General features: G+C 60.6%; 18 protein-coding genes. 13 read left to right on the top strand and 5 right to left on the bottom strand.

Annotation, left to right across the window (positions count from 1 at the left end; genetic code table 11):
• From J0I64_RS17765 to J0I64_RS17755, 3 genes are all read left to right on the top strand, one after another.
• Window positions 1-413, top strand: a 413-nt coding sequence (locus tag J0I64_RS17765) for a DnaB-like helicase C-terminal domain-containing protein (protein WP_291410679.1), incomplete at its 5' end; no start/stop codon positions are given.
• Window positions 410-1,273, top strand: a complete 864-nt coding sequence (locus J0I64_RS17760; RefSeq protein ID WP_291410676.1) for a helix-turn-helix domain-containing protein — start codon at window positions 410-412, stop codon at window positions 1,271-1,273. The genes J0I64_RS17765 and J0I64_RS17760, both read left to right, overlap by 4 nt.
• Complete coding sequence (locus J0I64_RS17755) at window positions 1,273-2,058, top strand: DUF6551 family protein (RefSeq protein WP_291410674.1); 786 nt, start codon at window positions 1,273-1,275, stop codon at window positions 2,056-2,058. Before J0I64_RS17760 ends, J0I64_RS17755 begins: the two co-directional genes overlap by 1 nt.
• Here the strand turns inward: J0I64_RS17755 and J0I64_RS17750 are convergent.
• A complete protein-coding gene (locus tag J0I64_RS17750; RefSeq protein WP_291410672.1) occupies window positions 2,055-2,507 on the bottom strand; it encodes a hypothetical protein in 453 nt (150 codons plus the stop codon). The genes J0I64_RS17755 and J0I64_RS17750 overlap by 4 nt on opposite strands.
• 229 nt (window positions 2,508-2,736) lie before the next feature.
• Here J0I64_RS17750 and J0I64_RS17745 point away from each other — a divergent pair, with 229 nt between their 5' ends.
• The gene (locus J0I64_RS17745) at window positions 2,737-3,204 is read left to right on the top strand and encodes a hypothetical protein (protein WP_291410670.1); all 468 of its coding nucleotides are present in this window, start codon (window positions 2,737-2,739) and stop codon (window positions 3,202-3,204) included.
• A gap of 27 nt (window positions 3,205-3,231) precedes the next feature.
• On the opposite strand, the gene J0I64_RS17740 is transcribed toward J0I64_RS17745, so the two are convergent.
• The 3 genes from J0I64_RS17740 to J0I64_RS17730 all read right to left on the bottom strand — a co-directional run bounded on the left by J0I64_RS17740 (window position 3,232) and on the right by J0I64_RS17730 (window position 4,919).
• A complete protein-coding gene (locus J0I64_RS17740; protein ID WP_291410668.1) occupies window positions 3,232-3,654 on the bottom strand; it encodes a hypothetical protein in 423 nt (140 codons plus the stop codon).
• Between the two features lie 153 nt (window positions 3,655-3,807).
• Entirely contained in the window at window positions 3,808-4,470 is a 663-nt protein-coding gene (locus tag J0I64_RS17735; RefSeq protein ID WP_291410666.1) for a hypothetical protein, read from the bottom strand.
• A 95-nt stretch (window positions 4,471-4,565) separates the two neighbouring features.
• Entirely contained in the window at window positions 4,566-4,919 is a 354-nt protein-coding gene (locus J0I64_RS17730) for a hypothetical protein (protein WP_291410664.1), read from the bottom strand.
• Window positions 4,920-4,961: 42 nt separating this feature from the next.
• Between J0I64_RS17730 and J0I64_RS17725 the strand changes: the two genes are divergently transcribed.
• Both J0I64_RS17725 and J0I64_RS17720 read left to right on the top strand, forming a co-directional pair.
• Complete coding sequence (locus J0I64_RS17725) at window positions 4,962-5,348, top strand: HNH endonuclease (protein WP_291410662.1); 387 nt, start codon at window positions 4,962-4,964, stop codon at window positions 5,346-5,348.
• Entirely contained in the window at window positions 5,345-5,551 is a 207-nt protein-coding gene (locus J0I64_RS17720) for a hypothetical protein (protein WP_291410660.1), read from the top strand. Before J0I64_RS17725 ends, J0I64_RS17720 begins: the two co-directional genes overlap by 4 nt.
• 172 nt (window positions 5,552-5,723) lie before the next feature.
• On the opposite strand, the gene J0I64_RS17715 is transcribed toward J0I64_RS17720, so the two are convergent.
• A complete protein-coding gene (locus tag J0I64_RS17715; protein WP_291410658.1) occupies window positions 5,724-6,239 on the bottom strand; it encodes a hypothetical protein in 516 nt (171 codons plus the stop codon).
• Between the two features lie 80 nt (window positions 6,240-6,319).
• Between J0I64_RS17715 and J0I64_RS17710 the strand changes: the two genes are divergently transcribed.
• The 7 genes from J0I64_RS17710 to J0I64_RS17680 form a co-directional block, all read left to right on the top strand.
• Window positions 6,320-6,769, top strand: coding sequence for a P27 family phage terminase small subunit (locus J0I64_RS17710; RefSeq protein WP_291410655.1), 450 nt, complete (start codon window positions 6,320-6,322; stop codon window positions 6,767-6,769).
• Entirely contained in the window at window positions 6,738-8,579 is a 1,842-nt protein-coding gene (locus tag J0I64_RS17705) for a terminase TerL endonuclease subunit (protein ID WP_291410653.1), read from the top strand. Before J0I64_RS17710 ends, J0I64_RS17705 begins: the two co-directional genes overlap by 32 nt.
• On the top strand, window positions 8,576-9,859 hold the full coding sequence (locus tag J0I64_RS17700) for a phage portal protein (RefSeq protein ID WP_291410651.1): 1,284 nt from the start codon (window positions 8,576-8,578) through the stop codon (window positions 9,857-9,859). Before J0I64_RS17705 ends, J0I64_RS17700 begins: the two co-directional genes overlap by 4 nt.
• The gene (locus J0I64_RS17695) at window positions 9,834-10,442 is read left to right on the top strand and encodes an HK97 family phage prohead protease (RefSeq protein WP_291410649.1); all 609 of its coding nucleotides are present in this window, start codon (window positions 9,834-9,836) and stop codon (window positions 10,440-10,442) included. The genes J0I64_RS17700 and J0I64_RS17695 overlap by 26 nt, the downstream gene beginning before the upstream one ends.
• Before the next feature lie 102 nt (window positions 10,443-10,544).
• The gene (locus J0I64_RS17690) at window positions 10,545-11,813 is read left to right on the top strand and encodes a phage major capsid protein (protein WP_291410648.1); all 1,269 of its coding nucleotides are present in this window, start codon (window positions 10,545-10,547) and stop codon (window positions 11,811-11,813) included.
• Between the two features lie 63 nt (window positions 11,814-11,876).
• Window positions 11,877-12,233, top strand: a complete 357-nt coding sequence (locus tag J0I64_RS17685) for a hypothetical protein (protein ID WP_291410646.1) — start codon at window positions 11,877-11,879, stop codon at window positions 12,231-12,233.
• Window positions 12,233-12,845: phage head-tail connector protein (locus J0I64_RS17680; RefSeq protein WP_291410644.1), on the top strand; the 613-nt coding region annotated here is incomplete at its 3' end. The genes J0I64_RS17685 and J0I64_RS17680, both read left to right, overlap by 1 nt.

The raw sequence follows: 12,845 nt of genomic DNA, 5'->3' as shown, positions 1-12,845 counted from the left end.
ATAGCCGGGTCAACGAGCTAACCGAAATCACCACGACGCTCAAGGCGCTGGCCAAGGAACTGGAAGTGCCGGTGATCGCGCTGTCCCAGCTCTCCCGTCAGGTGGAAACCCGCGAGGACAAGCGCCCGCAGCTTTCCGACCTGCGCGAAAGCGGCTCCATTGAGCAGGACGCCGACGTGGTGATCTTCGTTTACCGGGAGGAATACTACCTCAAGAACCAGGAGCCGAAGGACGGAAGCGAGGAACATCTCGCATGGGACGCAGCGATGGCGGCCGCGAACGGCAAGGCGGAGATCATCATCGGCAAGCAGCGTCACGGTCCCACCGGAACGGTCGAGCTTCAATTCGACGCCGCACTGACGCGGTTCCGCAACCTCGCCAAGCCTGAATTTCTACCGGAGCGAATGTCATGAGCAACGAAGCACTCTCGGCGATTTCGAAATCCGACATCCGCCCAAGCGGCCGAAAGTACGTGATGACCGCGCTGGCCGATTATGCCGATGAGGCATGGTCTTGCTTCCCCTCGATCAAGCTCATCGCCCGCTATACGGCCCAGAGTGAGCGCACGGTGCAGAACCATCTGGACGCGCTCGAAGCCGCCGGTGTGATCTCCCGTTTTCGACCTCGAAAAGACGATGGAACGCTCGCTGGATACCGCTACACCATCCACCGGCAAAATCTGCCAGTGGCAGAATCAACCACTGGCAAAAAACAACAGAAACCACCGGCAGAATCTGCCGGTCATAACCCCCATAGTAACCCCCAATCTAATTCATCGCTGCGCGATGAAGGCGCGCGCGAGCTTTTTTCGGTTCTCTGGGAGATTTTCCCTCGTCGGCATCTGGGCCAAGGTCGAAAGTCCGCCCTCAAGGCTTTTCTCGGTCTCAACGACACGGACCAGGTGGCTTGCCTGGACGGAGCCAAGGCGTATGCGGCGGCATTCGAGCGGGAACGCATCGCTCGCAACGAAACTCTGGAGCGGGCCCGGCGGTTTGTGCCAGCGCTGGCGCGGTGGATCAGCGAGGCGGGCTGGCAGGGCGTCCAAAACGAGCAGCCGACTGCGTCCCCGGGCATCTCCATCGTTGAACCTGGAACGGCCGACTTCGACGCGGTCACGGGGCACATGCCAAACCCGCCGCGGCCAGGCAGTTCCGGAAAGCTCACTGTCCGCACCGCGGACCTCGAAGCGGCTCGACAGGCCGCCAGTGGCAACCAGCCTCCTCGCGCGCCTGCGCATGCGAGGCCACCTCTCGACATCGCTGGAGCAGCATGATGACCGAAACCGAATTTCGTGACCCCGGCGAAGTGCCTGTTATCGACTGGCTCGACAAGAACCTCATCGACATCGACCCGACCTATCAGCGGGGCTTGGACGAGGCCCGCGTGCAGAAGATTGTCGACTGGTTCGCCTGGGACAGCTTCGGCGCAATCGTCGTGGCGCCAGCCGAGGAAGGCCGATACCACGCAATCGACGGCCAGCACCGCCTTGAAGCCGCCAAGCGTCACCCCAAGGTCGACCTGCTGCCGGCGGTGATCATCGTTGGGCGCGGCCTTGTGGCCGAGGCTGAGACATTCGTGAATGTAAACGGTGCTCGCAAAAATGTTTCGCCGCTCGAGATGTACTGGGCCCAGCTGACGGCCGGTGATCCCGAGGCGGAAACAGTCAAGCAGGTTTGCGAGCGGGCAGGGGTGAAGCTGCTGCGCTATCCCGGAAGCAACGGCAAATATGCGGTCAGCGAAACCGTCGCTATCGCAGCGCTGCGGGGCCTGATCGACAAGCGCGGCGCCATGAAGTCGCGGAAGCTGCTGGAGGTGCTGGTCGCGGCCGAGTTGAAACCTATCACCGCCATTCAGATCAAGGCGGCCGCGTTACTGGCTTTCGATCCCGAATTCGCAGAGCACTTGGAGCCGGAGGCGATTTCGGAGGCCATGCGCGGCGCGGCACTGGCGATCGAGGGCGAGGCGAACGCCTTTGCGGCAACCCATCGCTTGCCGAAGACCAAGGCGTTTGCCAGCGTATGGTTCAAGCGCTGCCGGAAGAAGCGAAAGATCGGCTAAATACCAAGTTCGTTCAGTTCATCGTCCCATGCGCTATGCGCTACGATGAGCAATTTGCTCAAGTCGTGCGACGTGCCATCGTCGGCAAGAAAGCGCAATGCCCTGTAAGCCGTCATCGGTGAGCCGAAGTTCCATTTTCCGAAGAAATGCCCTCGCAATAACACTTCTTCTGGGCGCTGCCCCTTTGTTGCCGTCCGTAACTCTATATATCTCGTAACAGCCCCGTGCTTATGGTTGTCGTGAATGTCGCACATCACTTGCAGGGCGGGACGGCGTGAACATAGCGACTTCTTGTATTGTCCCAAAGGCTGTCCCTGATGCTTGGCTACCACCTCAGCCATTATGTCAATTTGGGAGGCGGCATGAACAGCCAAATGAACCACAAGGTGGTTCGCTTTCCAGAGATGGAAAGACGGATCCACAAATGTTTGTTTGAATAAGCGTGGCATCCGAACCCCCGTACCTGTTGACTATGCTGCCTTCGTTTTCTAAGATTCTCAACGTCACATCAGCCTGCCCGACCTCTCCCATCCGAGAGGCCGTTCTATGTCTAAGCCACCACAATTGCAGGCTTCAAAGGCCATAAAACGCACACCAGCGTTGGGCCCCGTCGCGCCACCGCCTCCAAAGTGGTCCGACCCTCGTAATGTCGGCTTTCGCATGGTGCCGGATCCGTCCATGACGGACGCTGAGTTCTTCCACCAGCGGCAGACCAAGAACGGCCCCCACGTCGGCAAAGTCGTGGCGGCCGTCAGCATGATCGAACTTATCGGGGGGCTGGCCCGCATCAAGGATCGCACCGAAGTTCAAGAGGCGGCGGCGGCGAAATTTCGGCTGCTGCACGAGCGGGCACAGATAGGTGGCGCCAGGGCGATGGACTATGCCCGGCAGCGCGTAGACACGTCTGGATCTCAGCAGGACGCCAACGCAGAGATCGGTGAAGATGCTCGCCGGCAGTACCGGGATGCCGTTCAGGGCCTCGGCATGGTTCGTTCGAACATTGTTGAGCGGGTGGTAGTCTTCGACCAGTCCATCTCTATGATTGCCGGGAACGGGGCACGATCCCGTATGCGCGCGACGCGCGAACTAATGGCGGCGCTGGACGATCTAGCCGTTCAATTCAAACTGTCGCCCCGCCAGCCGTAGATCGCTTATTGTGCGCCTCGATGCCAGCTATCGAGGCGGCGCGGCTAGGCAATCTGCATATAGCTCGAAGTAGCTTTCCCCGCGTGGGTCAACATGAAGCACACCGAGCTCCAAGAGAGGCACGCCTAAAATTGCGAGGTAGGATTTGCCAGTGAGGTCGATGCCAGTAACGTCAATTCGGGAAGGAGCCAGGGCAGCAGGGAATTCGATCTCGATATCGTAACGAAAATGATCCGTTTCGCCATGAGCCGTTCTAACGCCGTGCACATCGCCATTTTTCGGGCAACTCAAAGCTGCCAAGACGCGGTCATCAACGGCCAGCAGGTCAGCGCCGGTATCTACTAGAGCCAGCACGGACACGCCTTTGCGCTGCCAACAAAGGTTCACCCGCATCATGGGGAATCTCATGCTGCCATCGTCGCGTGTTTCGAGTTCCAGAGGTATGCGCATCGGTTTTCCCACTCGTCCTGGCCGGCAACCTACAGGTATTGACGGGCGGGGCAACAAGGCGCATACATCAGGCAAGCTGGTGCTTCGCGCTTCAGCGATAGGGCTCGCTTCGGCGGGCCTTTTCTTTTCCCCGATACCTCTGTCCGGCAGGTTTCAGTCTTGAAACGCCCTTGTCGTCACCCTTGGCGCAGTACTGCCAGTTTGCGGAACAGCTCTGTTGGCTGACCTTGCGACTTGGTGGGCAGTGAAGCGACGACGTTTGGCCTTCTTACCGCGCATGCTGATCTCCACATCTAGTTCGGCCCACTCCCGAAAAAACAGTGGGCCGGCGATGCCTTGCATTTGCCCGCTGGGAACGGACGGATCATATAGGAGTGCTTGCAGGTAGAATTTCGCTTTTGGCGGAATGGCGTTGGCCTCTACTGGGTCAACGTATCCCGACGACGTCCTGAGCTTCATTGGGAGTCGCGCACCTGTGATGCGACTTAAAATCACGGCTTGGTCAAGTGCCAGGAAGCTGCTGCTACGGTTTTCGCAGCTCAACCAAAATTGGGAGACGCACAGACCGCGGCCTTCCTCCCAACTCCCTGCTATGAGGGACGGAAAATCGATAACAATTGGGTAAAATGATACCCAATCGAGGATGCGTTCAGTGCTGGGTCTATATTCCAGGAAATACTCGCGCATCGACCAACATACCGCGATGGCCCCGATGCCGACGATAATCCACCCGACCGGAAGTTGAGGCCAGACCACTGCGAGGCCGCCCAGAACAATAGAAACTGCGCCGGTCACCCCGACAAAGTGCTTTATCATACACGTCCCCATCGCTGGTTTCTGTATTGCCGGCAGTGGCGAAAATTGAGGAGGGCCTTTTTCATCTCAGGGTCATGAAAGAACGGTGCAGTGCTTCATTTGGTGGTCCATCCCACAACCGCTCCGTTTTCGATCTTGACTTGTTGGCGAAAACTCCTGCCCGATTGTCCATATTTGAGTGTGTGGACGACCTTGGTCTTGAGTACCCGCTCGTCCTGAGCAGCAGGTAGCCCCCACGCGTCTATGACCTGCTCCCGGGTCATGCCCTGGCGTATATTGCCCTGCAAAATGTCCTCAATGAACGGGCTGCCTGCATATTTGCGCCGGACATATTCGATCCTGCTGGCCCGCTCCTCGACTAAACGGCGTTCTTCTGCTTTGCGGTTGCTGGCCTGTAACCAGAATCCAACCAACGCAAAGCCGATTAGTAAGAGCGCGATCCATTCCATCTGTTCCCCCTTTTAACGGTAGAAAGGAGAGCACGGGTCGCTATGCCGAGCAAGACCTTGCACCAGAGACGCGCCACAGCCCAACGCGGCTATGGCAGTAAGTGGCAGCGCGCTCGCCTCATCTTCCTCGCTCAACCCGGCAACCAGTTCTGCGTGAAGTGCCAGGAGCGTGGCCTACTCAACCCCGGCACCATGCACATGGATGGATCGGTAGAGACCAACCCGCGACGCATCGGCCTGGTGGTCGACCATATCGTCCCGCACCGCGGTGATCAGCGCTTGTTCTGGGATCGCTCCAACTGGCAGCCCCTCTGCCACGACGACCATGACATCGTGAAACAGCGCGAAGAACATGGGCGCGAAGAGCAGGGCAACGACATCACCGGGCGGCCAACCTATGCCGATCACCCATGGAACCGGAGAGCATGATGCAGACCAATCGGTTCAAGATCATCGCAGGCCTGGACCCTGCCGATAGCAAGGTGGAGCTGAACGGCGTCGAGTTGCAAGGCGTCACCCGCGTGTCCTTCGACCTGACGGGTGAAAGCCCCGGCCACCTCAAGCTGGAGATCGTCGGAGAGGTGGTCGTAGAGGGCGAGTATGTGGAACGGAAGATCGCGGGGACTGAATAAAGCTGAACGCCGCCCAGCGCCTCCCCAGCGAACCCCGGGTGGCAAGCCAATGGGGAGGGGGAGGGTCAAAGTCTAGGGTCGGTTGGGGCCCTGACCGGCTGGGGGGAGCGTTCGCACCGAGATGAAATTCAGAAATAAAAGTTGGGGCCACCCCCGAAGGGGGTGACTTGCACTAGACGACGCCGAGGATCGGAATCTGGACTGCACCCAGTTGGTGCCCAATTAAGGCGAAGCCCCAAACGAAGCAGATGATGCTCGCCGCGGCCCACGAGGCAAACATCAGTCGGGGGAAAACGTGGGCAGCCTTGTTTCCATGCAGATGGCTGCTACGGCTGCCGAACGGACGGACCAAACCCATTTCATCGAACTGGTGTTTGCTTTCTTGATACCACTCGACGAGGCGTTCGAATTGTTCCTGTGCGGCGTTGACGCCCATCGAGGTGCTGCGAGAAAAGTAAGCGCCGGATGCGGCGACGACCGCGATGACGAGAATGAAAGCGCCTCTCGCAAAAGTTGAATCAGCGGTAGACACAACAGGGATCAACAGCGCAGTGGCAGCAAATAGACCCGCGCTGTAAAGGATCGCCCAGGTGATCCTGTTATTCATCACCGTGGCTTCATGATCCAGTCCGCGACAAATCGATTGGTAGCGGCTCAAGAGATGTTCCGTCGGATAGTCCTTTTGCATAATCGATCCCCTCTTTTTGGGGAAATCTATCCGCTGAATTTACAGTTTTCGATGTCGGATAGATTATATGGTGAATTCGCATGGGCGTTAATCTAGTCGAGGTCGAAGATACCGGCAGTATCGTTCCCGAGCCTGACTGGGAAAGCCTGTTCAGTGACGTGCTGGAGGTGTCTGCGGCGGGGGAGCACTGGCGCCGGGTCACCACTGAGTTGCGCGACCGAGCGCTGATGGCGCCGGGCAATGCCCATGCGCTCCAGCGGCTCGTGGTCACCTATGTCCTTTACGACCGTTCGCTGCGGGAAGTGGCAGAGCACGGCGCGGTGACCAAGCCCAAGCGGGGCAACGCTCGGGCCATCGCTCGGACCAGCCCGCACTTCGCCGCCATGCGTGAAATGGGATCAGACGCGGCAATCCTCGAAGCAGAATTCGGGCTCTCGCCACGGCGCCGGTCTGCGGCGACGAAGGCGGAGCGCAAGAAGACGGTGGTTCGCGCATCCGATGAGTTCACGAAAAAGAAAGGCGCCGGCTGATCCTGTCACTGCCTGGGCGCAGGATGCGCTGGCCGGCAAGATTGTAGTTGGTGAGCTGGTAGCGGCGGCTGCGGAACGGCACATGCGGGATTTGCGCGACGGCCCCGCTCGGGGGCTCCACTGGTCGCTGGAACACGCGACCCGCCCCTTGCGGTTTCTGCCGGCGATGCTCTCGATCACCGAGGGCTCCTTCGTCGGCCAGCCTTTCCACCCGCTGCCGTGGCACGTCTTCACGACGGGCTCGATTTTCGGCTGGCGCAAGGCGTCGGGCCGGATGAGGTTCCGGTCGGCATGGTTGGAAACCGGCAAAGGGCAGGCCAAGTCCCCGCTGATGGCAGCCATCGGCCTCTACATGACAGGGTTCTACGGCATCCCCCGGGCCAAGGCATTTGCCATCGGCCAGGACAAGAACACCGCCAACGTGCTATTCAAGGACGCGGTGGCCATGTGTCGTGCAACGACGCCGGGCCATGACGATGGCGACAGCATGGCCTCGCGCGGAGACGTGCTGATCCGGGGTGAGGGCGACAACGCCTGGAAGATAGAATTCCCCGAGCACGAAGCGCTGTTTCAGGCGCTGGCGAACGGGGAGGCGGTTTCGGGGCCGAAGCCAACGCTGGTGGCGGCCGACGAGATCCACGAGTTCAAGACCAACACATCGATCGAGCTCTGGAAAGAAGCCATCGCCAAGATGCCCGGCGATGCGTTGATGCTGCTGGGCACCAACACGCCGGCGTCGAACCAGATCGTTGGCACCGAGTATTCGGAGTTCTATCAGCGGGTCGCCAAAGGCGAGTTCGACGATGACGAGGCGTTCTCGTTTGTCGCTCGGGTCGACAAGGCCGACCGTGAAACTGTGTTCGACACTCCGGAAGTCTGGACCAAGGCGCTGCCGGCGCTCGGCGTGACATTCCCGCTGGAGAATATTCAGGGCCGCGTCAACACGGCCAAGCAGCTGCTGTCGACGGCCCTTTCTGTGAAGAGGCTGTATTTCGGCATTCCGGTGGGTTCGACTGAATTCTGGATTGCCGAAGAAGCCTGGGCTGCGGTGCAGGGCGCTGTCGACGAAGCCAAGATGAAGGGCTTCAAGTGCTGGCTGTCGCTGGACCTGTCGAAAAAGAATGACCTGACCGCGCTGTCGGTCTGTTGGTTGGATGACACCGGCCACCTGTGGGTCAAGACATTCTACTGGACCACCAAGGTCGGTATTGAAGATCGGGCGCGCGCCGACATGGCGCCATACGACAAATGGGCAGTGGATCCGACGACTTGCCTGACGGCAGTTCCGGGCGCTGTGATCGACAAAACGTTCGTTGCGGCCAAGGTGCAGGAACTGTGCGCCGCGCACGAAGTCGAGTTTCTGGCTTTCGACCCGGCCGGGATGGCCGACTTCATCGCGGCCTGCGAGCAGATCGGATTCCCGGTCTGGCGGTACAAGGGGCCGGACGAACCAGAGGGAGCTGGGCTTAAGCTGGTCAGCCACGCCCAGGGCAAGCTGGTCCGGTTCGAGGAAAAGCAGTTGACCATGCCGCGCTCCATTGAGCGGCTGGAGGATCGCATTCTGGAAAAGACCATCACGATTGATGCCTCGCCGGTGACCTATTCCTGCGCGGCCAATGCTTGCGTCGTCAGTGACGGGCAAGAGAACCGGGCCTTCGACAAGGAACGCTCGCGCGGAAGGATCGACGGCATGGTGACAATCGCAATGGCCGTCGGCGCGGCGACGAACGAGATGGCCGCTTCGGCGCCCGCCACTTCGCCCTGGGACGATCCGTCCTTCTCGATCAGCCGACTTGTGGTGTCGAAATGAGATTTGCATTTGAGGTCGGTCGGTCTGCGCCGCCAGTTGCGGAGGGGCGGTCGGGAAGCATTGAAAACCCGTCTGTTCCGGTAAGTCGAACCAGCGAATTCCTCGCCTATTTTGGCATGGATACGATCAGTCTGCCGTCTGTGACGACGGCGTCGGCGCTGAAGGTGCCAGCAGTCAACGCTGCGGTGAATTTCCTCTCGCGCACACTGGCAGCGCTGCCGCTGCATGCGTTCTTGCGCAAAGGTGACAGCCCGGAGCGGGAAAATGGCAGCATCGAAAAGGTGCTCCGAAACCCGACCCCGGAAATGGACGGCTTCAAAGCCCGGCAATATTTCTGGCAGTGTCTGTTCACCGGTGGCCGCGGGCTGATCTGGATCGAGCGCAAGGGCGCGACTCCGGTCAATTTGTGGCCGCTCAATCCCAGCAAGACCCGCGTTCGCCGCAAGGGGCTCGGCACGATCTACGTCCATGACGGCATCGAATATCCAGCCGAAGACGTGATCGACCTTGCCTACATGCTGCGCGACGATCAGCTCGGGCATTTTGGGCCGATCAGCCTGGCGAGCAAGGCGATCCAGCTCGCCCTGGCCATGAACAATTATGCCAGCACGTTTTTTGCTGGCGGCGGCGTTCCGCCCCTGGCACTCGCCGGCCCAATGGCGTCAGGCAATGAGGCGCTCTCGCGCACCGTGGCCGATGTCGAAAACGCTATCAGGTTTGCCCAGGTCAATGGCAGCCCGATCATGCCCATCCCCGCTGGGTACGAGCTGAAGCCCGTCGGGATTGACCCGGCGAAAGGGCAAATGACTGAGGCGCGTCTGTTTCAGGTGCAGGAAGTCGCCCGGTCCTATCAGTTGCCGCCGATGTTCCTGCAGGATCTGACCAAGGGCAATTTCGCCAACACCGAGCAGCAGGACCTTCACCTGGTCAAGCATCTCGTCGCGCAGTGGGCCAAGGCCTTCGAGGCGCAGGCGACCTTGAAGATTTACGGCCGCGATGAAGGTGGCCAGGCCTATGTCGAGCACAACCTCGATGGTTTGATGCGGGGTGACTTCAAGAGCCGGAGCGAAGCGCTGGCCCGCGCCATTCAGACCGCGCAACTGACGCCGAATGAGGCGCGCGCCTTGGACAATCGCGGCAAATCGAGCAATCCGGCTGCTGATCAACTGCTCGTCCAGGGCGCGACGGTTCCGCTTGGGCAGCAACCCGTATTGGCGGCGCCTGCCGACCAGACCAAACCCGAGGAAGGTGAAGATGGCCAAGAGCCAGGACAAGCCTGACGGCCAGGAGCTACGCTCTCTCGCCGTCAAGGTCGAGCGTCGCGCCGATGGCGACGGCAAGGTAACCGTGACCGGCTATGCGGCCGTGTTCGGGGAATGGGCCCAAATCTGGGAGTGGTTTGAAGAGACCATTGCTCGCGGTGCATTCACCAATTCGTTGCGCACCGCCGATGTGCGGGCCTACTTCGATCACGACCGAGGCAGGGTGCTGGGGCGCAGCTCCGCCGGCACGCTGCGGCTGGAAGAGGATGCCAAGGGTCTGCGGGTCGAGATCGATCTGCCCGACACCACCGACGGCCGCGACGTGGCCACGCTGATCGAGCGCGGTGACGTCACCGGCATGTCCTTCGGATTTTCGGTTCTGCGGCAGGAGTGGGATGAGACTGTCACGCCAGCGCGACGCACCATCCTCGAGGTGGAACTGCGCGAGGTCAGCATTGTGTCCGAACCGGCTTACGATGGCACCAGCATCGCCCTGCGTTCGCTGGAGGCGGCCCGGCAGGAGAAGCGAGGCCATCCCGCGCACCAGCGCATCGAGGCGCGCCGGGCAGCGATGGAACAGCGCATCCGCCGCATCGCATAAGTTTCCCCCGGCATCGCCGGAGGTGGCAGGCAAGCACCCCGCTTCCCGCCCTAACACCCGCTTCGGCGGGTTTTTTCATGGTCAACCTACGGAGATATCCCCATGACCAAGCTCAAGGAACTGCAGGAGAAGCGGGAGAAGCTGGTTGTCGATGCCCGCTCCGCCCTCGACGAGATCACCAAGAATACCGACGAGAGCCGCGCCAAGGAACTGGAACAGCGTCATGACACGATCATGGGCGAGTTCGACCAGGTTGATGCCAGCATTGCGCGCGAAGAGCGCACCGCCAAAATGGAGCACGATGCGGAAGAGCGCCGCAACCGTCATCGCCCCAATCCCGGCGGCACCGAGGCCCGCGGCTCCGATGACGACAATCCCGTCGAGTATCGTGATGCCTTCCATTCCTGGGTGCGTTCTGCCGGCGACATGTCGGCGCTGAATGAGGAGGAGCGCGCCGCCCTCCGCGCCGGACAGGCGCCGCGCGAGGCCCGTGCCCAAACCGCCGGAACGACAACGGCCGGCGGCTATACCGTCCCGACCGAGCTGTCGAACGAAATCATCAAGTCGATGAAGGCTTGGGGGCCGATGTACGACGAGGATATCTGCACCGTCCTCAACACGGCGAGCGGCCACCCCATCGACATGCCGACCGTGGACGACACGGCATCAACCGCTGACAAGCACACCGAAGCTGGCGATGTCACCAACGATGGCGGCAAGGATGTCACCTTCGGCAAGAAGACCCTGAGTGCCCATGCCTATGACACCGAATGGGTAAAGTTCAGCTATGAGCTGGCGCAGGACTCCATTTTCAATATGGAAACCCTGCTTGGCGGCCTGCTCGGCGAGCGCCTCGGGCGGCTGACCAACCGTGAGTTGACCATTGGCGACGGCACTGGCGATCCGCAGGGTGTTGTCACCGGATCGAGCCTCGGCAAAACGGCGACGGCAACGGCCGCAATGACCTATGACGAGGTGATCGACCTCGTGCACTCGGTCGACCCGGCATACCGTTCGTCTCCCAAGGTCGGCTTCCAGTTTCACGACACCACTCTCGCTGCGCTGCGCAAGCTCAAGGACAGCGAAGGCCGTTATATCTGGTCGGCTGGTGACGTGCAGAAGGGCGTACCCGGCACGATCCTCGGCTATCGCTACCACATCAACCAGGCGATCGACACGCTTGCCGCCGCCAAGAAGGTCATGATCTTCGGCGATTTCGGCAAGTATTTCGTCCGCAAGGTTGGCGGCGTCGTCATGTTCGTGGCCCGCGAGCGCTTCGCTCCCGATATCGGTCTGCTTGGCCTGGTGCGGCTTGATGGCCGCCTGGGTGATGCCGCCGCCGTCAAGCACCTGATCACTGCCGCCTCGTAACGGTTGGTTTGAACTGGTGGGCGCCGCGCGCGGCGCCTGCTTCTCAAGCCAATGGAGAGCCCCATGAAACTAAAAATGCTGACCAGCTACGCGGGCATTGATTTCGCCCTCTCCCCTGGTGATGAAACTGACCGCTTCTCCGACAAGGAGGCTAAGCGTCTCATTGAATTCGGCCATGCGGAAAAGGCACCGCCGCCCAAAAAGCCCGAAACCAGGCAGGAATGGGACGACGAGCGGGCAAAGCTCATCGAAGAAAACGAGCGTCTCTTGGCTGAGGTCGAGGCGGGAACTCAGCGCGTCGCCGTGCTTGATGCGGAGCTCGTGCATCTGCGCAAACTGAGGGACGCTATTGTGCCATTTGCGGCAGAACCGTCGCTGGAGACAACCGCGGTCCTGAAGGCGCCGGAGAAGCGCGGCTAATGTGGTATCCTGCCAAGGTCAAGACGCCAGGCCCCTCGGAACCGGTGGCCGCCGACGCCGCGCGCCGGCAGTGTGGTCTTGCCGCCGATGATGCGTCCCACGACGGTCAGCTCAATCTGCTGATCGGTGCGGCGCGCGCTCATATCGAGAAGTATTGCGGCATTCGCCTACCGGTGCAGATCTTGACGGTGCCGTGCGACGGCTTTTTCGATCTTGCCCGTGTTCCGGAGGCGCCCGTCAAGTCGGTGGTGGAGATTCGCTATGTCGATGGCGAAGGCGCAGCGCAGGTGGTTGCCCCGGCCGTTTACCAGCTTCGACCAGACGGTTTGAGGCCGTCTATCGCCTTGGTGCATGGCAAGCGCTGGCCAAGCCTCCAACCGGGCGCGCGTGTCGAAGTCGAGCTTTCCGTGGGTTATGACAGCATTCCGAAAGACCTAGAGGCCGCTTTGCTCCTGATGGTGGGCGCGCAGTTTGGTTTTGCACGCTCTGACCTCCTGAAACGTCGGGAAGACGTTGAGGGGATCGGCTCGACGCAGTGGGGCGGCATCGTTGAGGTCAATAATGCCGTCAAATCCATGGTTGAAACCCTGCTCGAAAACTATCGCTGCTGGC

Source organism: Devosia sp. (assembly GCF_017307565.1).
GTDB lineage: Bacteria > Pseudomonadota > Alphaproteobacteria > Rhizobiales > Devosiaceae > Devosia.
The sequence above is the reverse complement of the archived record's forward strand: the minus strand, read 5'-3'. Positions and strand labels throughout refer to the sequence as shown.

What these genes read in the sequence shown, in the direction of transcription:
- J0I64_RS17760 (WP_291410676.1), top strand. Translation starts at nt 410, where the DNA reads ATGAGCAACGAAGCACTCTCGGCGATTTCGAAATCCGACATCCGCCCA.
- J0I64_RS17740 (WP_291410668.1), bottom strand. Translation starts at nt 3,654, where the DNA reads ATGCGCATACCTCTGGAACTCGAAACACGCGACGATGGCAGCATGAGA.
- J0I64_RS17715 (WP_291410658.1), bottom strand. Translation starts at nt 6,239, where the DNA reads ATGCAAAAGGACTATCCGACGGAACATCTCTTGAGCCGCTACCAATCG.
- J0I64_RS17720 (WP_291410660.1), top strand. Translation starts at nt 5,345, where the DNA reads ATGATGCAGACCAATCGGTTCAAGATCATCGCAGGCCTGGACCCTGCC.
- J0I64_RS17690 (WP_291410648.1), top strand. Translation starts at nt 10,545, where the DNA reads ATGACCAAGCTCAAGGAACTGCAGGAGAAGCGGGAGAAGCTGGTTGTC.
- J0I64_RS17705 (WP_291410653.1), top strand. Translation starts at nt 6,738, where the DNA reads ATGAGTTCACGAAAAAGAAAGGCGCCGGCTGATCCTGTCACTGCCTGG.
- J0I64_RS17730 (WP_291410664.1), bottom strand. Translation starts at nt 4,919, where the DNA reads ATGGAATGGATCGCGCTCTTACTAATCGGCTTTGCGTTGGTTGGATTC.
- J0I64_RS17710 (WP_291410655.1), top strand. Translation starts at nt 6,320, where the DNA reads ATGGGCGTTAATCTAGTCGAGGTCGAAGATACCGGCAGTATCGTTCCC.
- J0I64_RS17755 (WP_291410674.1), top strand. Translation starts at nt 1,273, where the DNA reads ATGACCGAAACCGAATTTCGTGACCCCGGCGAAGTGCCTGTTATCGAC.
- J0I64_RS17750 (WP_291410672.1), bottom strand. Translation starts at nt 2,507, where the DNA reads ATGCCACGCTTATTCAAACAAACATTTGTGGATCCGTCTTTCCATCTC.
- J0I64_RS17745 (WP_291410670.1), top strand. Translation starts at nt 2,737, where the DNA reads ATGACGGACGCTGAGTTCTTCCACCAGCGGCAGACCAAGAACGGCCCC.
- J0I64_RS17700 (WP_291410651.1), top strand. Translation starts at nt 8,576, where the DNA reads ATGAGATTTGCATTTGAGGTCGGTCGGTCTGCGCCGCCAGTTGCGGAG.
- J0I64_RS17685 (WP_291410646.1), top strand. Translation starts at nt 11,877, where the DNA reads ATGAAACTAAAAATGCTGACCAGCTACGCGGGCATTGATTTCGCCCTC.
- J0I64_RS17735 (WP_291410666.1), bottom strand. Translation starts at nt 4,470, where the DNA reads ATGATAAAGCACTTTGTCGGGGTGACCGGCGCAGTTTCTATTGTTCTG.
- J0I64_RS17695 (WP_291410649.1), top strand. Translation starts at nt 9,834, where the DNA reads ATGGCCAAGAGCCAGGACAAGCCTGACGGCCAGGAGCTACGCTCTCTC.
- J0I64_RS17725 (WP_291410662.1), top strand. Translation starts at nt 4,962, where the DNA reads ATGCCGAGCAAGACCTTGCACCAGAGACGCGCCACAGCCCAACGCGGC.